Below are 24716 nucleotides of genomic sequence, written 5' to 3'. Positions count from 1 at the left end.
CATCTTCGTCGCACCACCCACTGAGCGCACCATGTTCGAACACATCGAGGCCTTCCCAGGCGATCCCATCCTCTCGCTGAACGAGAGCTTCCAGTCCGACCCCCGCACCGACAAGGTCAACCTGAGCATCGGCATCTATTTCGACGATGCGGGGCGGCTGCCGGTCATGAAGGCCGTGGCGCAGGCCGAGGCCGAGCTGCTGGCCGACCTCGGCCCGCGCCCCTACCTGCCGATGGCGGGCAACGCCGCCTACCGCGACGCGGTCCAGGCGCTGGTGTTCGGCGAGCAGTGCGAGGCGCGCAAGGCCGGGCGCATCGCCACGCTGCAGACGCTCGGCGGCTCGGGCGCGCTGCGCGTCGGCGCCGATTTCCTCCGCCGCGCGTTCCCGCAGGCGCAGGTCTGGGTCAGCGACCCGAGCTGGGAAAACCACCGCGTGATCTTCGAGCGCGCCGGTTTCACCGTCAACACCTATCCCTACTACGACGACGCCACCGGCGGGCTGCGCTTCGACGCGATGATGGCGGCGCTGCGCGAGCTGCCGCGCCGCAGCATCGTGCTGCTGCACGCGTGCTGCCACAACCCCACCGGCGTGGACCTGGACCAGGACCAGTGGCGCAAGGTGATCGCGCTGCTCAAGGCCAACGACCTGCTGCCGTTCGTCGACATGGCCTACCAGGGCTTCGGCGCCGGCCTCGACGAGGACGCGTTCGCCGTGCGCGAACTGGCCGCGCAGGAAGTGCCGTGCCTGGTGGCGAATTCCTTCTCCAAGAACTTCTCGCTGTACGGCGAGCGCTGTGGCGGCCTGAGCGTGGTCTGCCGCGACGCCGACGAGGCCGGCCGCGTGCTGGGCCAGCTCACCGGCACCGTGCGCGCCAACTACAGCAACCCGCCCACCCACGGCGCCCGCGTGGTGGCCCGGGTGCTGGGCTCCCCCGCGCTGCGCGCGCAGTGGGAGGAAGAACTCAAGGCCATGTGCGGCCGCATCGCCGCCATGCGCGGGCTGATCCACGACAACCTGCGCCCGCACGTCGGCGGCGAGGCGCTGTCGCGCTACCTGACCCAGCGCGGCATGTTCACCTACACCGGCCTGACCGCGGAGCAGGTCGACGTGCTGCGCGACAAGCACGGCGTCTACCTGCTGCGCTCGGGCCGCATGTGCGTGGCGGGGCTGAACCAGGGCAACGTCGCGGCGGTGGCGCAGGCCATCGCCAGCGTGCTGGCGACCGCCTGATTCCGCCGCGGGAGGGCCGGCCTTTCCTGCCTTCCACGCCGCGCCGCCCGCGCGCGGCATCCCGGGGCCAGTCCGCGCGACTGGCCTCGTCGTTTCCGCCGCGCGCGGGTCTTCCCGCCGGCGGTGGCTCCGGCGGCGCAGGGTCCCGCCCGGCGTCCTTCCCGCCGCGATCCCGCTGCAACCCCGCCGCAACCCCGCTCCCCACCCCAAAACACCGCCGGCCGGTGCCTTCCAGATCACCGGCGAGGCTTTCCCCGCTTCGGCGGGGGGAGACTTCCCGGGGCGTTCGTAAGCTGTCAGTCTGCTAAGACTGTTCCGATGTGGCGGGCGCCCGGGCCGTCCGGCCCGGTCCGTGACCGGGATGGCATGGACCCTAAGGGGTGGTTCGTTTGTTGTAGAGATGAAACATGGTTCGCTCCAGGGAGGCCGTTGCGCGCGCAGCATTTGCCGCCGGACATACCTTGGACTGAAAATGAGCTTCACAATACAAAAAACGATAATTGGGAATCTGAACGGGGTTTTTGGGTGTGAATCAGGCAATTCTGCAGTATCTGAGCGAGCGGCATTGCTCCTCGCAATGGCGTGACGTTTTGTCCGCACTCGCCGAAGAACTGGCCGAGGTGACGGATCCTGCCACCCTGCGCGCGATGATGCGGCGCGTCGGTGTGCGTTTCGCGCAACGTTTCGACCCGGGGGCCTGCGCCACGCTGGCCGAATTCGAGCGGGCGATCGCCCAGATCTGGCTGGACGTGGACTGGGGCTGGGCCAGCATCGAGGACGCCGGCGGCGCGCTGATGATCCGGCATTACTGCGCGCCGCTCAGAGTGGCGCTGGGCGAGTCAGCCGATGGCTGGTCTGCCGCGTTCCTGGAAGGGGCGTACCAGCAGTGGTTCCGCATGCTGGGCTCATCCGAATCCCTGAAAGTCAGCCAAAGCACGCCGATGGACGCGACCGGAAGCGTGGAATTCCGCTTCGGCCGCTGACGCGCGCCCAGGCCCGGAACGCAGGCGCCGGGCCACTTTCTTTCCGTGTGAGCAACAATCATGAGTCAGTCAGACGACCTGTCAAAGCTGTTCGAGCGCTTTGGCGGCAAGGCGGAAGCCTACCAGGAGATCGTGCGCGACGACGAGGCGGCGCAGGCGCGCGAGCGTTGGCCGCTGCTGTCGTCCGTGCGGGTGGACCGCGCCGCCGCGGTGCCGCCGGTGCAGCCGGCCGGCGCGCCGGCGCAGGACGGCGCCGCGGCCGCGCCGTTCTGGCGCGCCCCGGCCGAGCCGCCGGTCGCTGCCGTGGAAAAAGTGATTAGCAAGCCTCCCGTGCCGGCGCCTGCCGCAGCGATGGAGCCGCGCTTCCGCACCCCCGGCGGCACGCCGCCGCCGGCGCGCGCGGCCGAAGCGGCGCCGGCCGTGGCCGCGCCGCTCCAGCCGCCGGCCTGGGAGCCGGCGCCGCCGCCCGCCCCGCCTGCGCCGCTCTTGTCGTCCATACCGTCCATATCGTCCGTGCCGTCCGCGCCCTTTGCCTCGCCGGCGCCCGCCGCGGGCACCGAGCTGTCGCGGATCTTCGCGCGGCTCGAAGGCCGCCCGGAACCGGCCCCGGCTGCCGAACGCGCGCCCGGACGACGCTCATTCCTAGACCGGCTGAACCGCTCGTGAAAATCATTGCCGTCGTATCGGCCAAAGGCGGCGTGGGCAAGACCACGCTGTCGGCCAACCTTGCCGAGGCGCTGGCCGCCGCCGGCGAGCGCGTGCTCGCCGTCGACCTGGACCCGCAGAACGCGCTGCGGCTGCATTTCGGCATGCCGCCGCAGGAAGTCGGCGGTCACGCGCGCGCCACGCTGGCGGGCGAGCCGTGGGAGCCCAGCCTGTACCGCGGCCGCTCGAGCGCGCTGGTGATGCCGTTCGGCGCGCTCAACGAGGCGGACCGCTCGGCGTTCGAAGCGCATCTCGTCACCCATCCCGGCTGGCTGCGCGCGCAGCTCGGCGCGCTGGGCCTGGGCCACGACGACATCGTGGTGATCGACACCCCGCCCGGCCCCTCGCCCTACATGCGCCAGGCGCTGTCGTGCGCGCAGGTGTGCGTGATGGTGGCGCTGCCGGATGCCGCCTCCTATGCCGCGCTGCCGCTGATGGAAGACCTGATCCGCACGTATTGCGAAGGCCGGCCCGACTACGTGGGCCACGTGCTGGTGATCAACCAGGTGGACGTGAGCCGCCAGCTCGGCAAGGACGTGGTGCAGACGCTGCGCGCCCAGCTCGGCGAGCGCGTGCTCGGCGTGGTCCACCAGGACCAGGCCGTGGCCGAGGCGCTCGCCTACGACCGCAGCGTGCTCGAATACAACCCCCACAGCCAGGCCACGCACGACCTGCTGCGCTGTGCCGACCGGCTGCGCCAGGCGCTGGCCGCACATGGAGAAGCCGCGTGAAGCCCGCCAGATCCCGCAAGACCGCTGCCGGCAAGGCCGCCGCCGCCGCCGGCAAGGCCGCGGCGCCGGCGGCCACCCGCCCCAACGCGCTGTCGGCCACGGCGCGGCGCCTGGGCCTCGCCTTCGTCGAGATGCCGCTGTGGGACAGCATCCCGATGCGCGTGCTGGCGCTGGTGGTCGCGCTGTGCCTGTTCGCGCTGGTCGCCACCGTGCCGCTGGACTTCTGGCAGCAGGTGGGCTTCGCCGCGGTGTGCTTCGCGCTTGCCGTATGGCTCAACCGGCTCAAGGGCCATCTCGCCACGCTGGTGATGGTGGTGCTGTCGGTGATCGCCTCCAGCCGCTATATGTACTGGCGGCTGACCGAGACCGTGGGCCTGGGCGGCCTGTTCGACGCGGTGTTCGGCATCGGGCTGGTGCTGGCCGAGCTGTACGCCTTCACGGTGCTGATGCTGGGCTACTTCCAGACCGCGTGGCCGCTGCAGCGCCGCCCGGTGCCGATGCCGGCGGACAGCGCCACCTGGCCGACCGTGGACGTCTTCATCCCCACCTACAACGAGCCGCTCTCGGTGGTGAAGCCCACCGTGTTCGCCGCCATGTCGCTGGACTGGCCGCGCGACAAGATCAACGTCTACGTGCTCGACGACGGCCGGCGCGAGGAATTCCGCGCGTTCTGCGAGAAGGTCGGCGTCACCCACGTGACCCGCAACCACAACCGCCACGCCAAGGCCGGCAACATCAACGAGGCGCTCAAGGACACCAATGGCGAGTACGTGGCCATCTTCGACTGCGACCACATCCCCACGCGCTCCTTCCTGCAGATCTGCATGGGCTGGTTCCTCAAGGACCGCCGGCTGTCCATGCTGCAGACGCCGCACTATTTCTTCTCGCCCGACCCGTTCGAGAAGAACCTGCAGACGTTCCAGGAAGTGCCCAACGAGGGCGAGCTGTTCTACGGCCTGGTGCAGGACGGCAACGACCTGTGGGACGCCACCTTCTTCTGCGGCTCGTGCGCCATCATCCGCCGCGCGCCGCTGCTGGAGGTGGGCGGCATCGCGGTGGAGACCGTGACCGAGGACGCGCACACCGCGCTCAAGCTACACCGCAAGGGCTACGGCACCGCCTACCTGGCGATCCCGCAGGCGGCGGGGCTGGCCACCGAGAGCCTGTCCGGGCACGTCGGCCAGCGCATCCGCTGGGCGCGCGGCATGGCGCAGATCTGCCGGCTCGACAACCCGCTGCTCGGCCCCGGGCTGACGATCTGGCAGCGCATGTGCTACCTCAACGCCATGCTGCACTTCTTCTACGGGCTGCCGCGGCTGGTGTTCCTGACCGCGCCGCTGGCCTACCTGCTGTTCGGCGCGCACGTGATCCAGGCCTCGGCGCTGACCATCGCCACCTTCGCGCTGCCGCACCTGCTGCACGCCAACATGACCAACTCGCGCGTGCAGGGCCAGTTCCGCCATTCGTTCTGGAACGAGGTCTACGAGTCGGTGCTGGCGTGGTACATCATGCGGCCGGTGCTGGTGGCCTTTTTCAACCCGGCCGCGGGCAAGTTCAACGTCACGCCCAAGGGCGGGGTGATCGAGGAAGCCTACTTCGACTGGGAGATCTCGCGGCCCTACCTGGTGCTGCTGCTGCTCAACCTGCTGGGCATCGGGGTGGGTCTGCTGCGGCTGTTCCTGTGGAACCAGTTCGAGGCCACCACGGTAGTGCTGAACCTGATCTGGACCTGCTACAACCTCGTCATCCTCGGCGCCTCCATCGCCGTGGCCAGCGAGACGCGGCAGATCCGCGTGGCGCACCGCGTGGCGATGACGCTGCCGGCCACGCTGCATTTCGCCGACGGCCGCACCACCGTGTGCGAGACCATCGACTTCGCCGAAGGCGGCATCGGCATGCGCCTGCCGCCGGGCGTCACGGCGACGGTGGGCGAGCCGGTGCAGATCTCGCTGTACCTGCAGGACGACGAGCACATGTTCCCCGCCAAGGTGGTGTTCCAGGGCGAGTCGCACACCGGCCTGGTGCTGGGCGAGATGAGCCCGCGCGACGAGATGGCCTTCATCCAGTGCACCTTCGCGCGCGCCGACGCATGGGTCGGCTCCTGGGGCCGCAAGCGCCTGGACGCGCCGGGGCTGGCCGCGGGCCAGATCCTGCGCATCGGCATGCTCGGCTTCCACAACATGATGTTCCATCTCGGGCGCGAGATGCGCCGGCTGCTGCGCCGCCCCGAGCCCGGCGCCTCCACCAACTGACCATCTGCCCGGGCCCGGCCCGGCACACACGCCACGGACCACCGGCTCAAGAGACGAATGCGCCTGAACCATAAACCACGCCTGCCCGCGCTGACCCGCCTGGGCGCCATCCTCGCCTTCACCCTGCTGGCGGCGCATCCCGCCGGTGCCCAGCGCGCCACGCTGCCGGACACCAGCCGCGACACCGTGGTCCCGCCGGCGCCCGCGGCGGCCACCGCCATCCCCGCCGGCGCCGCAGGTGCCGCCACCGCGCCGCGCGCGGCCAGCCGCACGGTGCAGTTCACGCTCAAGCAGCTCGGCGCCGACGCGCCGTTCCAGCTGCGCGGCGTGGACGCCATCAACGGCGTGCCGTTCTCGATCCGCGCCGACGAAGTGGTGACCGCCGCCCGGCTCAAGCTGCGCTACACCTATTCGCCGGCGCTGATCCCGGCGCTGTCGCACATCAACGTGATGGTCAACGGCGAAGTGGCCGCCAGCGTGCCCGTGCCCAAGGAGGGCGCGGGCACCAGCCAGGAGCGCGACCTCGCCATCGAGCCGCGCCTGATCACGGAATTCAACCGCCTCAACCTGGAGCTGGTCGGCCACTACACCACCGACTGCGAGGATCCGTTCCATTCCAGCCTGTGGGCCACGGTGGGCAACAGCAGCGTGCTGGAGCTGACCGTGGCGCCGGTGGCGCTGGCCAACGAGCTGTCGCTGCTGCCGCTGCCGTTCTTCGACCGCCGCGACGTCGGCCGCCTGCGGCTGCCGTTCGTGTTCGCGGGCGCGCCGTCGGCGGCCACGCTGGAGGCCGCGGGCGCGGTGTCGTCGTGGTTCGGCGCGCTGGCCGGCTACCGCGGCGCGTCGTTCGGCGCGCTGCTCAACCAGGTGCCGGCCAGCGGCAACGCGGTGGTGTTCGTCACCGGCGAGGAAAAGCCCGCCGGCGTGGCGCTGCCCGCCATCGGCGGCCCGACGCTGGCCGTGGTGCCCAATCCGGGCGACGCCAACGCCAAGCTGCTGCTGGTGATGGGCCGCGACAGCGCCGAGCTCAAGACCGCCGCGCGCGCGCTCACGCTGGGCGCGCGCGCGTTGTCCGGGCAGAGCGCCACCATCTCGCGCTTCGACGAGGTCGCGCCGCGCGTGCCCTACGACGCGCCCAACTGGATCCGCAGCGACCGCCCGGTGCGCTTCGGCGAGCTGACCGAGGTGCGCGACCTCAACGTCTCGGGCTACAACCCGGACCTGGTGCGCGTGAACTTCCGCCTGCCGCCGGACCTGTTCGGCTGGCGCGACAAGGGCATCCCGATCGACCTGCACTACCGCTACACGCCGCGCCCGGTGGTGGACAAGTCCACCCTGAACGTCAACGTCAACCGCCAGTTCCTGCGCGCCTATCCGCTGCGCGCGCTCAAGAACCAGGACGGCCGCGCCAGCCAGCTGCTGGCCAAGGTGCTGCCGGACGGCTCGGTGCCGGTGCACGAGCGCATCGCGCTGCCGCTGTTCATGCTGCCCGCGCAGTCGCAGCTGCAGTTCCATTTCTACTACGACTACCTCAAGCAGGGCGCCTGCAAGGACGTGATGCTCGACAACGTCAAGGGTGCCATCGACCCGGACTCGACCATCGACATCACCGGCCTGTCGCACTTCATCGCGCTGCCGGACCTGGCCGTGTTCGGCAACAGCGGTTTCCCGTTCACGCGCCTGGCCGACCTGTCCGAGACCGCGGTGATCCTGCCGGACAAGCCCGGCGCCGAGGACTACACGGCCTATCTCACGCTGATGGGCCGCATGGGCGAGTCCACCGGCTATCCCGCCACCGGCGTGGCCGTGTCCGGCGCGGCGCAGGTCGCCCAGCAGGCCGCGCGCGACCTGCTGGTGATCGGCACCACGCAGAACCAGCCGCTGTTCACGCAGTGGGCCGAGCGCATGCCGGTTTCGCTGGCGGGCAACGAGAAGCGCTTCACCATGTCCGACATCGTGTCCACCGTGGCGGGCTGGTGGAACGGCGCCGACGTCACGCGCGACCGCCCGGTCGAGACGCGCCTGTCGCTCACCAGCGCCGGCACCGACGCCGCGCTGAGCGCGTTCGAGTCGCCGCTGGCCTCCGGGCGCAGCGTGGTGGCGCTGGTCAGCAACGCGCCGCAGGGCCTGCAGGCGATGACCGAGGCGCTGCTCGACCCCGACCAGGTGGTCCACGTGCAGGGCAGCCTGGCGCTGGTGCACGGCAAGGACGTTGACAGCCTGGCCGCCGAGCAGAACTACTACGTGGGCAGGCTGGCGCCGTGGACCTACGTGGAATGGTGGCTGTCGCGGCGCCCGCTGGCGCTGGTGCTGATGACCGGCGCCGCCGCGCTGCTGCTGGCGACGCTGCTGTTCCTGACGCTGCGCGCGCGCGCCAACCGGCGCAACCAGGGGGTGCAATGATGGTGAACCGGTCGCGCCGGCGCTGGCTGGCGGGTCTGCCGGCGCTGGGCGCGCTGGGCGCGCTGGGTGGTTGGGCCGGCGCCGCGGCGGCCGCGCCCGCGCCCTGCCCGTGGCCGCTGTACCAGCAGTTCCTGGCGCGCTTCGTGCAAGCCGACGGCCGCGTGCTCGACCCGTCCACGCGCGAGCAGCACAGCACCTCGGAAGGCCAGTCCTACGGCATGGTGTTCGCGCTGGTCGCCAACGACCGCGCCACCTTCGACCGCCTGTGGCAGTGGAGCATCGCCAACCTCGGCGCCGGCAGCCTGCAGGACAAGCTGCCCGCGTGGCAGTGGGGCCGCCGCGGCGACGGCTCGTGGGGCGTGATCGACGCCAACGCCGCTTCCGACGCCGACCTGTGGTTCGCGTTCGCGCTGCTGGAGGCCGCGCGCCTGTGGCGCGAGCCGCGCTACGCCACGCAGGCGCGCGCGCTGCTCAAGCTGGCGGCGCAGCAGGAGGTGGCGTCGCTGCCCGGCTTCGGCGCCATGCTGCTGCCCGCCCCGCAGGGGTTTGCCGAGGGCAGCGAAGACGGCCCGCGCCAGTGGCGCCTCAATGCCAGCTACCTGCCGGTGCCGCTGCTGCGCCGGCTGGCCGGCGCCGACCCGTCCGGGCCGTGGGGCACGCTGGCCACGCAGGCCGGCCGGCTGGCCGAAGCGGTGGCCAGGCAGGGCATCGTGCCGGACTGGTCCGCCTACCGCGCCGACCAGGGCGGCACCGGCTTTCTCACCGACCCGGTCAAGGGCGACGTGAGCAGCTACGACGCCATCCGCGTCTACCTGTGGGCCGGCATGACGCCGCGCGGCGACGCCGCGGGCCGCGCGCTGATGAAGGCGCTGGCGCCGCACGCGCAGCGCATGGCGGGCCGCGCCGCGCCGCCCGAGCGCATGCACGCCGACGGCGGCGCGCTCGAAGGCGACGGCCCGGCTGGCTTCTCCGCCGCGCTGGTGCCGTTCCTGCAGGCCGCCGGCTCGCCGGCCGCGGCGGTGCAGCGCGCGCGCGCCGAGACCATGCTCGACGCCGCCGGCGGCAAGTCCGCGGCCACGTACTACGACACCGTATTGGGATTATTCGGCCTCGGCTTTGCCGAAGGCCGCTACCGGTTCGCGCCCTCGGGCCAACTGGAGCTGGAGTGGGAGAAGACATGCAGAACCGCAAGCGCCCGGCCATGAACGGACGCACGATGCCCGCGGCGCGCGGGCAGGCCGCCGGCAGGCGGCGCGCGAAGACGCTCGCGCTGAGCCTGCTGGCCGCGTTCGCCACCGCCGCCGCCGCGCAGGAAGACCCGGTCAAGCTGCTGGTGGACCAGGGCAAGTACTGGCAGGAGCGCGGCCGCGGCGACCGCGCCGCCGAAGCGTGGCAGAAGATCCTGCGGCTCAACCCGAGCCAGCCCGAGGCGCTCTACGGCATGGGCGTGTCCGAGGCCGAGGCCGGCCGCGCCGACGGCGCGCGCGCCTATCTCGAGCGCCTGAAGAAGGCCCAGCCCGGCTCGCCGCAGATCGCGCGCCTGACGCAGATCATCAGCGGCGGCGGCACCAGCCAGCAGATCGAGCAGGCCCGCCAGCTCGCGCGCAGCGGCCAGGGCGAGGAAGCGGTCAGGCGCTACCAGCAGGCCGCCGGCGGCGCCGTGCCGCAGGGCGATCTCGCGCTGGAGTATTACCAGACCCTGGGCGGCACCGCGCAGGGCTGGGAAGCGGCGCGCAAGGGCCTCGAGCAGCTGGCGCGCGCCAACCCCGCCGACAACCGCGCGCAGCTCGCGCTGGCGCAGCACCTCACCTACCGCGAGTCCACGCGCCGCGAAGGCATCCGCCAGCTCGAGGCGCTCTCGAAGGGCACCGACGTGGCCGGCCCCGCCGCGCAGAGCTGGCAGCGCGCGCTGACCTGGCTGGGCGGGCGCCCGGCCGACGCGCCGCTGTACCAGGCCTGGCTGGCCGGCCATCCGGACGACGCCGCCATCCGCGCCAAGCTCGACGCGGTCAAGGCGCAGCAGCAGCAGGAGTCCACCCGCGCGGCCGGCGCCGGTGCCGGCGCCGCCGCCAACCCGGCGCGCCAGATCGTGCAGCAGGGCTTCGACGCGCTGGACGCCGGCGACCTGGAGCGCGCCGGCGAACGCTTCCAGGCCGCGCTCGCGCAGCGCCCCGAGGACGCCGACGCGCTCGGCGGCATGGGCGTGCTGCGCCTCAAGCAGGAGAAGTTCGCCGAGGCGGTGGACTTCCTCGACCAGGCCGCCCGGCGCGGCGCCGGCACGCGCTACCGCAGCGCGCAGAACAGCGCCACCTACTGGCTGCTGTCCGAGCAGGCCACCGCCGCGCGCAACGGCGGCAACCGCGCCGAGGCGCGCCGCCTGCTCGAGCGCGCCGTCAAGCTCGACGCGCGCGAGCCGTCCGCGCAGGTGGCGCTGGCCGACGTGATGGCCGAGGACGGCCAGTACGCGCAGGCCGAGGCCGCCTACCGGCGCGTGCTCAAGCAGCAGCCCGACAACCCAGACGCCACGCGCGGGCTGGTGGGCGTGCTGTCGGCGCAGAACAAGGGCGCCGAGGCGCTCGCCATCGTGCAGGACCTGACGCCGGCCCAGCAGGAGAAAGTGGGCTCGCTCGGCAGGCTGCGCGCCGACGAGGCGCGCGGCCAGGCGCGCGCGGCCCTGCAGCGTGGCGACACCGCCGGCGCGCGGCGCGCGCTCGAAGACGCGATGGCGGCCGACCCCACCAACCCGTGGGTGCGCCTCGACGCGGCGCGCGCCTATGCGTCGATGGGCCTCAAGGAACAGGCCCGCAGCATCATGGACGGCCTGCTGCTGTCCAACCCCAACATGCCCGACGCGCTCTACGCCAGCGCGCTGCTGAGCGCCGAGACCGGCGAATGGCAGGCCGGGCTCGACGCGCTCGAGCGCGTGCCGCCGCAGAGCCGCACGCGCGACATGGGCACCCTGCAGCGCCGCCTGTGGGTGCATGCCGAGGCCGAGCGCGCCAGCGGCCTGGCCGCCGCCGGCCAGCAATCCGCCGCGCGCGCCGTGCTGCAGGACGCCGAACGCTACGCGCAGCAGGACGCCGACCAGCTCGGCGCGCTGGCGCTGGCCTATGCCGACGCCGGCGACGAGCCGCGCGCGCTGGCGCTGATGCGCAGCGTGATGAGCCGCACGCCGCGGCCCGACGCCGGCATGCAGCTGCAATACGCCGCCATCCTGCTCAAGACCCGCCAGGACGTGGAGCTGGCCGGCGTGCTGCGCCAGCTCGCCGGCGCGGCGCTGAACCCGCAGCAGCGCAAGGACTACGACGACCTGCGCGTGGCCTACATCGTGCGCCAGGCCGACGCGCTCACCGAGAGCGGCGACCTCGTGGCCGCTTACGACATGCTGGCCCCGGCGCTGTCCGAGCGCGGCGGCAACGGCGCCGTGCGCGCCAGCCTGGCGCGCATGTACGCGCAGGCCGGCGACAACAAGCAGGCGCTCGCGCTGTACGAGAGCGTGCTGGAAAAAGACCCGCGCAACCTCGACCTGATGCTGGCCGCGATCGGCACCGCCACCGCCGCCAAGGAATTCAGCTGGGCCGAGGGCACGCTGCAGATGGCGCTGGCGCAGGCGCCAAAGTCGCCCAAGGTGCTGACCGCCGCCGGGCGGCTCTACCGCGCCGAGGGCAAGACCTCGCGCGCGGCGGACTACTTCCGCGCCGCGGTGGCGGCCGAGGCCGCCGCCGGCGCGCCGCCGGGCGCGCGCGCGGGCGCCGCCGGGTTCGACCGCGTGCCGTCCAATCCCTTCGTCGGCCTGCCGGGCCAGCGCGCGGTCTCGCAACTGCCGCCGCCCGGCTCGCAGGCGCCGTATCTCGCGGTGCCCGCGCCCACGGTGGCGCAGGCCGCGCCGGCGGCTGGCGCCGGCGGCCAGGCGTATGGCCAGCCCTATATCCCGGTGCCGGCCGGCAGCGCGCCAGCCGCGGCGCCCATGCCCCAGCAGCCGCAGGCCTACTATCCGCAACAGGTGCCCGCGCCGCTGCGCGCGCGCGCAGCCACCACCGCCACGCGCGGCAAGGCCACCGCGGCCAGCCGCGCCACCGGCGCGGCGCAGGATGCCCAGTACGCGTCTCCGGCTCCGGCGCAATACCCGGTGCCATATCCGGCGGCCCAGTACCCGAACCAGTACCCGGCGCAGGCCGCGCCCGCCGCCGTGGCCGCTGTCGCCGAACCCGCTGCCGCCGTGCCCGCGCGCCAGCCGTTCGGCGCGCAGGCGCGCGCGCCGTGGCTGGCCGACGCGGACTCGCAGGCCAGCCCGACCGGCCCCCGCACCGCCCAGCAGGAACTCGGCGAGATCGAGGCGCAGCGCGCCAGCACGCTCGCCGGCGGCCCCATGCTGCGCGGGCGCACGGGCGACTCCGGCATGAGCCAGCTCACCGAGATGCAGGTGGTGGCCGAAGCCAAGATCGCCGCCGGCAACGGCAAGCTGGCGGCGCGCGTGACCCCGGTGGCGCTGGACAGCGGCTCGGTCGGCGCCGACTTCAACAGCGCCTCGCGCTTCGGCGGCGGCCCGCTGGCCTACGGCGTGAACGGCGCGCCCGTGAACCTGGCCGGTGCGCCGCTGCGGTCGGCCTCGGCCGGCCCGCAGAACGCCTTCGGCGTGGCGCTCGGCGTGGCCTACGAATCGGAGCGCTTCACCGCCGACGTCGGCAGCACGCCGCTGGGTTTCCGCTACACCGACGTCAATGCCGGCGCCAGGCTCAACCTGCCGCTCACGCAGCGCGCCACGCTGTCGCTCGGCGCCTCGCGCCGGCCGGTGACGGACAGCCTGCTGTCCTACGCGGGCGCGCGCGACGAGCGCACCGGCCTGCAATGGGGCGGCGTGATGAACAGCAGCGCGCGCGCCGACCTCGGCTGGGACGACGGCTTCTTCGGCCTGTACGGCTACGGCGGCTATGGCCTGCTGACCGGCCACGACGTCAAGCGCAACACGCGCTGGGAAGGCGGCGGCGGCTTCTACCTGCGCGTGATCGACAAGCCGGACCAGCGCCTCATGAGCGGGGTGAACTTCACCTCGATGGGCTACGCGGACAACCTGCGCTATTTCACCTTCGGGCAGGGCGGCTATTTCAGCCCGCAGACCTATTTCGCGGTGACGGTGCCGCTGTCGCTCACCGGGCGCAGCGGCCGGCTGGCCTACCACGTGCGCGGCGCGCTGGGCATGCAAGCCTTCCGCGAGGACGATTCGAACTACTTCCCGACCGACGCCGCGGCGCAGTCGGCGGCCAACGCGGCGATGGCCACGGCCAACGGCCGGAACCTGACCAGCTCGTCCAGCGCGGTCTACCAGGGCCAGTCGAAGACCGGCCTGGCCTACAATCTGGTCGGATCGGCCGAGTACCAGGCGGCGCAGCAGCTCTACGTGGGCGGCCTGCTCGGGCTCGACAACGCGCGCGACTACCGCCAGTGGTACGCCGGCGTCTATGTGCGCTATGCGCTGCAACGCCAGACCGCGCCGATCGCGTTCCCGCCGGTGCCGCCGCAATCCGCGGTCGGCCCGCTGCCGTTCTGAGCGGCGCCGCCGGCCATATCAATGCTTGGAGAAAGCGCGCGCCAGCCGGCGCGCGCGAAGGAAGTGAATCATGGGTGAAGCAAAACGCCGGGGCAGCCAGGCGGCGCGCGCGGAGCAGGCCCGCGCAAAACTGGCGGCCCTGCGGCCCGCCCAACTGGTGTGCGGCGCGTGCAAGACCGCCTTCGGCACCTTCGACGCCATCGACGCGCCCAACCTGCGCGGCATCGACGCCGTGTTCGGCGGCCAGTGCCCGAATTGCGGCAACGACGTGCTGGTGTTCAAGGGCGAGCCCAACGCCGTGGCCGACGCGATGGTGGCCTGGGAAAAGATGATGGGCGCCGACACCAAGCTCGGCTACCAGTCGCGCGACGGCAAGCACGTGCCGTTCGAGGGCGAATAGAGGCCGCAGAAGCCACAGAGGCCGCGGAGGCCAGAGACGCGGGCGAGGCCGCCGCGCCTAGAGGTCCGGCGTATCCTGCGGCCACGCGCCGCCCGCGTCCTGCGGCAGCAGCTCGGGCGGGCCGATCTCGAAGCGCCCGCGGCCCGCGGCCTTGGCGCGGTAGAGCAGGGTGTCGGCCTGGCGCATCAGTTCCTGGTCGGGCATCGGCGCGCCCTGGTAGAGCGCCACGCCGATGCTCACGTCCACGTCGGCGAACACGCCGTCGATGAAGAAGCGCCGGCTGACCGACATCACGATGGCGTTGGCGATGCGCCGCGCGTTGGCCGCGGCGCCGATGTCCTCCAGCACCACGGCGAACTCGTCGCCGCCGAGCCGGGCCACCGCGTCGCGCTCGCGCACGCAGCGCTGCAGGCGCCGCCCGAACGCCTGCAGCAGCAGGTCGCCGGTGATGTGGCCGTGGAAGTCGTTGACGGCCTTGAAGCGGTCCATGTCGAGGTAGAGCAGCGCCATCAGCCGGCCGCCTTCGCGGCTGCGCGTCATGGCCGCCTGCAGCAGCGACTCGAACGCGCTGCGGTTGAGCAGCTGCGTGAGGTGGTCCAGGCGCGAGATGCGCGACAGCCGCATGGTCTCCAGCTTGCGCTGGGTCACGTCCTGCACGTGCACGTGCACGCCGATCACCTGGCTGCCGTCGGCATTCCATTCCGGGCGCAGGCTGGTTTCCATGCAGCGGTACTCGGGATCGCTGTCCTCCACCTCGAAGGTCACGGCGGTGCCCGCCAGCGCCTTCTGCAGGAACGGCCGCGCGCGCGTGTAGCGGGTCTCGCCCACGACCTCGCGCACGGTCATGCCGCGCAGCTTGTCGAGCGGGATGCCGAAGGTGCGCTCGTAGGCCGCGTTGTTGAACAGGTAGCGCTCCTCGGTGTCGATGAAGCCGAGCAGCGCGGGCAGCGTGTCGGTGACGGCGCGCAGCTGGCGCTCGCTCAGGTCGAGCTGCTCGCGCCGCTCGCGCAGGTCGCGCATGAGCTGGCCGAAGGCGCGCGCGAGGTCGCCGATCTCGTCGTGCTGCTGGGCCGGCAGGCGCTCGTAGGCGGCCAGGTCGTGGGCGCTCTCGCGCACCACCTGGCGCAGGCGCGTGAGCGGCGCCAGCAGGTGCCGCACGGTCAGCCAGATCATCAGCGCCACCCCCGCCAGCGCCAGCAGCGCCAGGCACAGGAAGCGCGCCTGCATGGCGTGCAGCGGCTCGAAGGCCTCCTGCGCGGGCAGCACGGCCACCAGCTCCCAGCCGGTGCTCTCCATCAGGTAGCGCGCGATCAGCGGCCGCTCGGGCCAGAGGAACTCGATGCGCCCGTTGCGGTTGTCCGCGCCGCAGGTGTCGCCCAGCGCGCGCGCCGGCTGCATGGCGCGGGCCGGATCGGGGTGGCGCACGTAGACCGGCGCGCGCCCGGACGAGACCAGGCAGTAGAAGCCGGTGGTGCCGAGCCGGTTGTGGGTGATCTCGACCAGGAAGTTGGCGCTGGCCAGGTTCAGCCAGCCGCCCAGCAGGCCGCGGAACTCGCCCTGCGCCGAGAGGATCTGCACCGTCACCAGCACGCCGGTGGTGCCGTTGGTGCGGGCGCGGATCGGCGCCGAGACCACCGGCTCCAGCGTGCGCGCGGCCTCGCGGAAGTAGTCGCGGTCGGCGATGCTGACCGGCACGCCCGGCTGGCCCAGCATGCGGCCCTGGGCGTCGGCGATGATGTAGGAGTTGAAGGTGCCGGGGATCGGGATGCGGCTGTCCAGCAGGCGGCGCAGCGCCGGGGTGGGCAGCGTCAGCTGGTCCGCCAGCTGCGGCGCGAGGTGGGACAGCAGCGTGATGCGGTCTTCCATCGCGGTGTCGAGCTGGCTGGCGGCCAGCTTGACGATGGAGTCCTGCTGGTCCTGCAGCGCGGCGCGCAGGTCGTTGTGGGCGTAATGGAGCGAGGCCAGCACGATGCCGGTACCGAGCACGGCGGCCAGCGCCGTGGTGATCAGCGCGAGACGCGCTTTCAGGGAAAGCGAAACGAATGACATGCGAGCCGGCGGAGTCGGGGGGCGGCACGCGCCTTGCGGCCGGCCGGCCCCGCTGGGCTGCCGGGAAATCCGGCTACGACAGGGTTGCGGGTGCGGCAACCCTACCACAAGCGCCGGCCGGGCGCGAGTCCGGCATGCGCGCGCGCCGGCCGCCGCGCGTGTGCGTGTGGCGCCGCACGTTGCGCGGGCGCGCCGGGGCTGGGCGAGGCCCGGCCGCCAAGGTATAGTGCCTCGTAGCCCTGCAGCGGCAGGGCGAGGCTCCGAGGGCTTCCATCCGCGCCAGGACCATACATGAAACTGCCCTCACTTTCGCCCGTGCTGCTGTCCCTGCTGGCGGCGGCCGCCGGCGCGCTCGCCACGGGCGGTGCCTGGCACGCCATGCGCGCGCTCGAGCGCGAGGCGGCGCGCGCCGACTTCGACGGCTATTACGCGCCGGTCCACGCCGCCCTGCAGCGCCGCCTGCAGGAGAACGAGCAACTGCTGCGCGGCACCACCGGCCTGTTCGCGGCCGATCCCAACGCCACGCGCGCGCAGTGGCGCAGCTACCTGTACACCGCCCAGATCGACGACCTGCCGGCCGGCACCCATTCGATCGGCTTCGCGCGCCTGACCGCGGCGCGCGACCTCGAGCGCCTGGGCGAGACCATGCGCCGCGAGGGCCTGCCGGTGTTCGAGGTCTACCCGCGCGGCGCGCGCGAGCTGTACGCCCCGATCGTCTTCGTCGAGCCGTTTGCCGGGCGCATCACGCGCGGGCTGGGCTACGACATCCTGTCCGATCCGGCGCGCCGCGCCGCGGTGGACGCCGCCCGCGACAGCGGGGAGGCGCGCCTGACCACGCGCCTGGAGCTGGTGCGCGAGAGCGAGGCGCAGATGCCGCAGCGCGGCGCCGTGCTCTACATGCCGGTGTACGCCAACGGCATGCCGCTGAACACCACCGCGCAGCGGCGCCAGGCGGTGGCCGGCTACGTCTACGCCTCGCTGCGGCTCGACGACCTGCTGCGCGGGGTCAGCCTGCCGGCGGCCGGCGCGCTCTCGCTGGCGCTCTACGACGGGCGCGACGCCACGCCGGCCGCCTTCCTGGCCGGCGACGCCGAGCCCGAGGCCGGCGCGCCCGCGCCGCAGATCGCGGCCGACCGCGACCTGGCCTTCGGCGGCCGGGTGTGGACCCTGCACGGCGCCACCACGCCCGCCTTCGAGGCCGCGCACCGGCCGCGCCGCGCCTGGCTGGTGCTGGCCGGCGGCGTGCTGGTCTCGGCACTGCTGGCCTGGCTGGTGCTGGTGCTGTCGCGCCAGCAGCGCCGCGCCTGGCAACTGGCCGCGCGGGCGCGCCAGGCGCGCCAGTCCGACGGCGCCCTGCAGCGCGCCGGGCTGGCCAGCGCCACCGACGCCTTCATCGTGTGCGATGCCGGCGGCCACATCCAGACCGCCAGCGCCGCCGCCGCGGCGATGTTCGGCAAGGCGGCGGACCAGTTCGCCGGCGTCGCCATCGCCACCTTGCTGCCGGACGCGGCGGCGCTGGCCGCGGGCGCCCCCGAGGGCCGGCTCGACGCGGCCGCGCGCAAGGCCGACGGCACCGTGTTCCCGGCGCGCGTGACCGCCACGCCGGTGCCGGCGGCCGGCGCCGGCCGCGTGCTGTGGACGGTCACCGACCTGAGCGCGGTGCGCCGCGCCGAGCTGGCGGCGGCCGAGCAGGCCGAGCGCACCTCGCGCGTGCTCGACCACACCGCGCTGTGCGTGATCACCTTCGACCGCGACGGGCTGGTGACGGGCATCAACCGCGCCGGCCAGCGCATGTTGTGGTACCAGGCCAGCGAGGTGGCCGGGCGCATGCGCTATCTCGATTTCCTCGACGCCGACGAGGTGGCCGCGCGCGCCGCGGCGCTCACCAGCGAGCTGGGCGAGCCGGTCGCGGCGGGCCTGCCGGCCGTGACCGGCAAGGCGCGCCTGGGGCTGGCCGACGAGCAGGAATGGACCTACGTGCGCAAGGGCGGCTCGCGCCTGCCGGTGCAGCTGACGCTCACCGCGCTGCCGGGCGCGCCGGCGCCGGGGCCGGGCGCGGCGCTGGACGGCGGCGGCTATCTGGCCATCGCGCACGACCTGACCGAGCGCAAGCGCGCCGACGAGTACATCCGCCACCTGGCGCACCACGACGCGCTCACCGGCCTGCCCAACCGCGCCCAGCTGCACGCGCGTACCGAGCTGGTGCTGCAGCGCGCGCTGCGCAAGGGCGAGCGCATCGCGCTGCTGCTGCTGGACCTGGACCAGTTCAAGCGCATCAACGAGTCGCTCGGCCACCATATCGGCGACGAGGTGCTGCGCATCGTCGCCGACCGCCTCAAGGCCGCCGTGCGCCACGCCGACCTGGTCGCGCGCATGGGCGGCGACGAGTTCGTGGTGGTGCTCGACGCCATCGCCCAGGACAGCGAGGCCGAGCTGGTCGCGGCCAAGATCCTGGCGCGCCTGTCGGAGGAGCTGCGCCTGGGCAGCCAGCGCCTGCGCCTGACGCCGTCGATCGGCATGGTGCTGTGCCCCGACGATGGCGACAACCTCGCCGACCTGCTCAAGAACGCCGACGCCGCCATGTACGCCGCCAAGCGCGGCGGCGGCGCGCAGTTGTGCCGCTTCTCCAGCGAGATGGCGGAGGCGTCGATGGCGCGCTTCACCATCGAGGGCCTGCTGCGGCGCGCGCTGGCCGCGCGCGCGTTCCGGCTGCGCTACCAGCCCATCGTCGATGCCGCCACGCTGCGCATCACCGGCGTGGAGGCGCTGATCCACTGGGACACGCCCGAGCGCGGCGTGATTCCGCCGGCCGAGTTCATCCCGATCGCCGAGCAGAGCGGGCTCATCATGCCGCTGGGCGAATGGATCCTGGCCACCGCCTGCCGCGAGATCCAGCAGCTGCGCGGCAAGCTGGGCCGCGAGCTGGAGGTGGCGGTCAACATCTCGCCGCTGCAGCTGCGCCAGGCCGGCTTTCCCGCGATGGTCAAGCAGTGCCTGGAGGCGGCAGGGCTGCCGGCGCGGGCGCTGACCATCGAAGTCACCGAGGGCATCCTGATCGAGGGCGGCAGCAAGACCATCGAGACCTTCGAGCGCGTGCGCGCGCTCGGCGTGGGCCTGTCGATCGACGATTTCGGCACCGGCTATTCCGGCCTGAGCTACCTGACGCGGCTGCCGATCGACAAGCTCAAGATCGACAAGTCCTTCGTCGACGACGTGGCGCACGACGAGCACCACCAGGCCGTCGCCGCCGCCATTATCGCGCTCGGCCATCAACTGCACCTGCAGGTGGTGGCCGAGGGCGTGGAGTCGCCGGCGCAGTTCGCCTTCCTGCGCGAGCGCGGCTGCGATGCCGTGCAGGGCTACCTGTTCTGCCAGGCGGTGCCGCTCGGTGGCCTGATGGAGATCTGCGCGGCGGGCGGCGAGGCCACCATGCAGGCGCGCCCCGCGCGCGTGGCGTCGAACGGGTAGGGCGCCGGCCAGCCGATCCGTTCGCCGATCCGTTCGTCAATTCGTTCGCCAGTCCGCTCGTCGATTCACCCGTCAATCCGCCCGCAAATCCGCCCCGCAAATCCGCCAATACCCGCATCGGCATTCTTTGCCCGGCTGCCACATGACTGGCACGCGCCGTCCCTAACATGCCCCCCTGTCATCATGGCATCAAGGGTTGGGTATTCATGCAAGCAGGTGAGTCCGCGCCGGGCCGCGCGTTCCTGGCGGTCGAGCAGGTCAGCAAGCGTTTCGGAGGGGCGGGCGGTTTCCAGGCGCTGGATGGCGTGTCGCTGTCGGTGGCGCAGGGCGAGCTGCTGTGCCTGCTGGGCCCGTCGGGCTGTGGCAAGACCACCCTGCTGCGCATCATCGCCGGCCTCGAGCGCGAGGACGCGGGCCGCATCCATGCCGGCGGGCGCGAGCTGACCGGCCTGCCGCCGCAGTCGCGCGACTACGGCATCCTGTTCCAGTCTTACGCGCTGTTCCCCAATCTCACGGTGAGCCAGAACGTGGCCTACGGCCTGCCGGGCCGCGGCATGGGCCGCGTCCACCGCGACGCGCGCGTGCGCGAGATGCTGGCGCTGGTGGGCCTGGACGGCAGCGAGCGCAAGTTCCCCGGCCAGCTCTCCGGCGGCCAGCAGCAGCGCGTGGCGCTGGCGCGCGCGCTGGCGCCGGCGCCTTCGCTGCTGCTGCTCGACGAGCCCATGTCCGCGCTCGACGCGCGCGTGCGCGAGCATCTGCGCCTGGAACTGCGCCAGCTGCAGCGGCGCCTGAACGTCACCACCGTGATGGTCACGCACGACCAGGACGAAGCGATGGCGATGGCGGACCGCATCGCGGTGATGGACGGCGGGCGCATCGCCCAGGCCGGCACGCCCGGCGAGATCTACGAGCGCCCGGCCTCGGCCTTCGTCGCCGAGTTCATCGGGCAGGCCAACTGGCTCGCGGGCCGGCGCAGCGGGCGCGACACCTTCCGCGTGGGCGAGGTGGAGCTGGCGGTGTCGCCGGCGTGCGCCGGCGCCGCGCCCGAGCACGCGACGCGGCTGTGCTGCCGCCCCGAGGCGGTCAGGCTGCAGCCGGCCGAGGGCGAGCCCAACCGCCTGCTGGCGCGCATCGTCGACGAGACCTATCTCGGCAGCCGCTACCGGCTGATGCTGGCCGCGGACCGCCTGCCCGGCATCACGCTGTTCGCCGACGTGCTGCGCGAGCAGCGCCACCTGCTGCCGGCGCCGGGCAGCCACAAGTTCTGGGTCGCGCTGCCGAGCCAGGCATTGCAGGTGTTCGCATGACGCGCGCGGCACCCGTGGCCGCCGCCGCGGCCGCGCCTGCCGGGCGCGCCGGCGGCGCCGGGCTGGCGCGGCGCCTCGCCCACGGCGCGCCGGCCGGCATGAAGTGGCTGTGGCTGGCGGGCCTGGCGGTGGCGCTCGCGCTGCCGCTGCTGGCGCTGTTCGGGCAGGCATGGTTCGACCAGGCCGGCAACTGGGCCTTGCCCGCGCGCATGGCGGAGCTGGCCGCCAATCCCAATTTCGTGCCGCTGCTCGGGCGCAGCCTGGCGGTCTCGCTGACCGTGGCCGCGCTGGTGGTGCCGCTGGCGTTCGGCTTCGCCTACGCGCTGCAGCGCTCGCGCGTCGCGCTCAAGCCGCTGTGGCGCGGCATCGCGCTGCTGCCGCTGTTCGCGCCGTCGCTGCTGCCGGGCATCGCGCTGGTCTACCTGTTCGGCAACCAGGGCATCTTCAAGGGCGCCTTCGGCGCCGGCGGCATCTACGGCTTCTGGGGCATCGTGCTGGGCGAGGCCTTCTACACGTTCCCGCACGCGCTGATGGTGCTGATGGCCGCGCTCTCGCTGGCCGACGCGCGCCTGTACGAGGCCGCGCGCGCGATGGGCGCGTCGCCGTGGCGCACCTTCCTCACGGTGACGCTGCCGGGCGCGCGCCACGGCCTGTTCGGCGCGGCCTGCCTGGTGTTGACGCTGGTGGTGACGGATTTCGGCGTGCCCAAGGTGGTGGGCGGCGGCTATCCGGTGCTGGCGCTGGAGGCCTACAAGGCGGTGGTGGGGCAGCAGCAGTTCGCGCGCGGCGCGCTGATCGGCATGCTGCTGCTGTTGCCGGCGCTGCTGACCTTCGGCGTGGACGTCGCCATGCAGCGCCGCCAGCGCGCGCAGATGTCGAGCCGCGCGCAGGTCTACGTGCCGGGCCGCGACCGCCTGCGCGACGCGGCCTGCCTGCTGGTGGTGCTGGCCGTGGGCGGCGCGCTGCTGCTGGTGCTGGCCGCGGCGGTGGGCGCCTCGCTGGTCAGGCTGTGGCCGTACAACCTGCAGCTCACGCTGGCGCACTACGACTTCGACAACATGGACGGCGGCGGCTGGCTGGCCTACCGCAACAGCCTGAAGATGGCGGCGCTGACCGCGCTGGCCGGCACCGCGGCGATCTTCCTCGGCGCCTGGCTGACCGAGCGCACGCGCGGGCCGGCCTGGCTGCACGGCGCGCTGCGCGCCGGCTTCATGCTGCCGATGGCGGTGCCCGGGCTGGTGCTCGGCCTCGGCTACGTGTTCTTCTTCAACGCGCCGGCCAATCCGCTGCACGCGCTGTACGGCACCATGACGCTGCTGGTGCTCTGCAACGTGGCGCATTTCTACACCACCGGCCACCTCACCGCCGCCGCCGCGCTGCGCCAGCTCGACGGCGAGTTCGAGGCCGCGGCGCTGTCGCTCGGCGTGGCGCCGCTGGCGACCTGCTGGCGCGTCACGGTGCCGGTCTGCCTGCCGGCGCTGCTCGACATCTTCCGCTACCTGTTCGTCTCGGCCATGACCACGGTGTCGGCGGTGGTCTTCCTCTACAGCCCCGACACCGTGCTGGCCGCGATCTCCGTGCTGAACATGGACGACGCCGGCGACACCGCGTCCGCCGCGGCCATGTCCACGCTGATCCTGCTGACCTCGGCGCTGGCCTGCCTGCTGCTGCTCGGCGCCGCGCGCGGCTGGCTGCGCCGCACGCAGGCGTGGCGCGCGCCGGCGCACTGACCGGCCGGCCCGGATTTCCGAACCCGCAACACCGCATCCGCACGCATCCCAAGGAGAAACCATGCCTCATCCGTTCCGCACCGCCACCGCCGTGGCCGCCTTCGCGCTGCTGGCCGGCGCCGCCCATGCCAACACCGTGCTGACCGTCTACACGGCGCTCGAGGCCGACCAGATCGCCGCCTACAAGGCCGCCTTCGAGAAGGCCAACCCGGACATCGAGATCAAGTGGGTGCGCGACTCCACCGGCATCGTCACCGCCAAGCTGCTGGCCGAGAAGGCCGCGCCGCGCGCCGACGCGATCTGGGGCCTGGCCGGCTCCAGCCTGGCCATCCTCGACAAGGAAGGCATGCTGCAGCCGTACGCGCCGAAGAACCTGGCGGCGGTGGAGGCGCAATACCGCAGCGCCGCCAACCCGCCGGCCTGGGTCGGCATGGACGTCTGGGGCGCGGCGATCTGCTTCAACACCGTGGAGGCGCAGAAGCAGGGCCTGCCCAAGCCGGCCTCGTGGGCCGACCTGACCAAGCCGGTGTACGCCGGCAAGATCGTCATGCCGCATCCGGCCTCGTCCGGCACCGGCTACCTCGACGTGAGCGCGTGGCTGCAGATGATGGGCGAGCAGAAGGGCTGGTCCTACATGGACGCGCTGCACAAGAACATCGGCCTGTACACGCATTCGGGCTCCAAGCCGTGCAAGATGGCCGCGCAGGGCGAGTTCCCGATCGGCATCGCGTTCGAGTACCGCGCCATGAAGACCAAGAAGGAAGGCGCGCCGATCGACATCGTGCTGCCGTCCGAGGGGCTGGGCTGGGACATCGAGGCCACCGCCATCGTCAAGGGCACCAGGAACCTGGAAGCCGCGCGCAGGCTGGCCGACTTCTCCGCCTCCGGCGAGGCGATGGCGCTGTACGAGAAGAACTTCGCGGTGCTGGCCATTCCCGGCATCGCCAAGCCCGATGCGCTGCTGCCGGCCGACTACGAGAAGCGCCTGATCAAGAACGACTTCGGCTGGGCCAGCACCAACCGCGACCGCATCCTGGCCGAGTGGAGCAAGCGCTACGAAGGCAAGGCCGAGAAGAAGTAAGGCGGCCTGACCGGCCCGCCGACGAAAAAAAGCCCGGAGGCGCTGCCGCGTCCGGGCTTTTTTCGTCGGAGGCGGGCCGGCGCCGGCGCGCGTGGCCACGCAGAAACGGGTACGGACGGTATCGCGGCAAACGCGGCGCGGCAGGGGAGAACGGCCGGCGGGTCAGCCGTTGGAGGCTTCGGAGGGATCGTTGCGCGAGTGCAGGCGGCGGTAGAGATCGTCCACGTGCGCGCGGCTGGCGCGCAGTTCCTCGCGCCCGCGTTCGGTGATCAGGTAGACCCGCCCGATGCCGTCGCGCAGCACGCTTTCGATGTAGCCGTCCATCTGCAGCGCGCGCAGCAGCGGGCGGACGGAGCCGATATCCACCTGGAAGCCGTACTCCATCAGCATTTCGGCGAGCATGGCCACGGTGGCCGGGACCTCGACGGCGAACTGGAGGACGTAGATGCGGGCGAGCAAGCCAAGGAACTGTCGTTTCATGACGGTGCAAACGCGGGATCTCGCATTGCGGTTGACGTTGATTTATAGTTGTGGTCCACGCGCCGCAAAAAAAAGAAGCCGCCACGAGCGTGGCGGCTTGTCGGGAATGCGTCGGAGGGGTCAATTAACTCTGGCGCAGATCAGATTTTAAAATAACTTAACGCGGCTTGTCACGCCGGATTTGCGTCACCCCCCTTCCGAGGGGATCGAGAGGCTCCTCCGCCTCTAAAGTTGCGCAAATTGTGTTCAATAGATAACTTCACGCTGTCTTTTCCGGACAGGAACATGTCCGAAAGCAGCTTGCGGCCGGCCGCGGCCCCGCGTCTAATCCGGGCATCCCGGCCTTCC

15 protein-coding genes are annotated in these 24716 nt (G+C 72.5%); 13 read left to right on the top strand and 2 right to left on the bottom strand.

Going from position 1 to position 24716, the window contains the following annotated elements:
- Positions 1 to 31 precede the first annotated feature (31 nt).
- The 9 genes from KF708C_RS12225 (at position 32) to KF708C_RS12185 (ending at position 14253) form a co-directional block, all read left to right on the top strand.
- Positions 32 to 1231, top strand: a complete 1200-nt coding sequence (locus KF708C_RS12225; RefSeq protein ID WP_059411981.1) for an amino acid aminotransferase — start codon at positions 32 to 34, stop codon at positions 1229 to 1231.
- A gap of 527 nt (positions 1232 to 1758) precedes the next feature.
- Positions 1759 to 2214: a cellulose biosynthesis protein BcsD gene (bcsD, locus tag KF708C_RS12220; protein ID WP_059412049.1), complete on the top strand. Its 456-nt coding sequence runs from the start codon at positions 1759 to 1761 to the stop codon at positions 2212 to 2214.
- 60 nt (positions 2215 to 2274) lie between these two features.
- A complete protein-coding gene (gene bcsP / locus KF708C_RS12215) occupies positions 2275 to 2880 on the top strand; it encodes a cellulose biosynthesis protein BcsP (RefSeq protein ID WP_059411980.1) in 606 nt (201 codons plus the stop codon).
- Entirely contained in the window at positions 2877 to 3650 is a 774-nt protein-coding gene (bcsQ, locus tag KF708C_RS12210; RefSeq protein WP_020206412.1) for a cellulose biosynthesis protein BcsQ, read from the top strand. The genes bcsP and bcsQ overlap by 4 nt, the downstream gene beginning before the upstream one ends.
- A complete protein-coding gene (gene bcsA, locus KF708C_RS12205) occupies positions 3647 to 5902 on the top strand; it encodes a UDP-forming cellulose synthase catalytic subunit (protein WP_197090350.1) in 2256 nt (751 codons plus the stop codon). The genes bcsQ and bcsA overlap by 4 nt, the downstream gene beginning before the upstream one ends.
- A gap of 57 nt (positions 5903 to 5959) precedes the next feature.
- Entirely contained in the window at positions 5960 to 8305 is a 2346-nt protein-coding gene (bcsB, locus tag KF708C_RS12200) for a cellulose biosynthesis cyclic di-GMP-binding regulatory protein BcsB (protein ID WP_020206410.1), read from the top strand.
- Entirely contained in the window at positions 8302 to 9510 is a 1209-nt protein-coding gene (gene bcsZ / locus KF708C_RS12195) for a cellulose synthase complex periplasmic endoglucanase BcsZ (RefSeq protein ID WP_059411979.1), read from the top strand. The genes bcsB and bcsZ overlap by 4 nt, the downstream gene beginning before the upstream one ends.
- Positions 9483 to 13853, top strand: coding sequence for a cellulose synthase subunit BcsC-related outer membrane protein (locus tag KF708C_RS12190; protein ID WP_059411978.1), 4371 nt, complete (start codon positions 9483 to 9485; stop codon positions 13851 to 13853). The genes bcsZ and KF708C_RS12190 overlap by 28 nt, the downstream gene beginning before the upstream one ends.
- 70 nt (positions 13854 to 13923) lie before the next feature.
- Entirely contained in the window at positions 13924 to 14253 is a 330-nt protein-coding gene (locus KF708C_RS12185; RefSeq protein ID WP_059411977.1) for a hypothetical protein, read from the top strand.
- 57 nt (positions 14254 to 14310) lie between these two features.
- Here KF708C_RS12185 and KF708C_RS12180 read toward each other — a convergent pair whose 3' ends face one another.
- Entirely contained in the window at positions 14311 to 16302 is a 1992-nt protein-coding gene (locus KF708C_RS12180; protein WP_059411976.1) for a sensor domain-containing diguanylate cyclase, read from the bottom strand.
- A 291-nt stretch (positions 16303 to 16593) separates the two neighbouring features.
- Between KF708C_RS12180 and KF708C_RS12175 the strand changes: the two genes are divergently transcribed.
- The 4 genes from KF708C_RS12175 to KF708C_RS12160 all read left to right on the top strand — a co-directional run bounded on the left by KF708C_RS12175 (position 16594) and on the right by KF708C_RS12160 (position 23888).
- The gene (locus tag KF708C_RS12175) at positions 16594 to 19770 is read left to right on the top strand and encodes a bifunctional diguanylate cyclase/phosphodiesterase (RefSeq protein ID WP_082079524.1); all 3177 of its coding nucleotides are present in this window, start codon (positions 16594 to 16596) and stop codon (positions 19768 to 19770) included.
- 206 nt (positions 19771 to 19976) lie between these two features.
- Positions 19977 to 21077 (top strand): putative 2-aminoethylphosphonate ABC transporter ATP-binding protein, encoded by a 1101-nt coding sequence (locus KF708C_RS12170; RefSeq protein ID WP_020206403.1) that lies wholly within the window; start codon positions 19977 to 19979, stop codon positions 21075 to 21077.
- The gene (locus KF708C_RS12165) at positions 21074 to 22807 is read left to right on the top strand and encodes a putative 2-aminoethylphosphonate ABC transporter permease subunit (RefSeq protein WP_059411975.1); all 1734 of its coding nucleotides are present in this window, start codon (positions 21074 to 21076) and stop codon (positions 22805 to 22807) included. Before KF708C_RS12170 ends, KF708C_RS12165 begins: the two co-directional genes overlap by 4 nt.
- A gap of 61 nt (positions 22808 to 22868) precedes the next feature.
- Positions 22869 to 23888, top strand: coding sequence for a putative 2-aminoethylphosphonate ABC transporter substrate-binding protein (locus KF708C_RS12160; protein WP_020203810.1), 1020 nt, complete (start codon positions 22869 to 22871; stop codon positions 23886 to 23888).
- 162 nt (positions 23889 to 24050) lie between these two features.
- On the opposite strand, the gene KF708C_RS12155 is transcribed toward KF708C_RS12160, so the two are convergent.
- Entirely contained in the window at positions 24051 to 24368 is a 318-nt protein-coding gene (locus KF708C_RS12155) for a PadR family transcriptional regulator (RefSeq protein ID WP_029043783.1), read from the bottom strand.
- Between the last annotated feature and the right edge of the window lie 348 nt (positions 24369 to 24716).

Source organism: Cupriavidus basilensis (assembly GCF_000876015.1).
Classification (GTDB): domain Bacteria; phylum Pseudomonadota; class Gammaproteobacteria; order Burkholderiales; family Burkholderiaceae; genus Cupriavidus; species Cupriavidus basilensis_B.
This window is presented reverse-complemented; position numbering and strand designations above follow the sequence as displayed.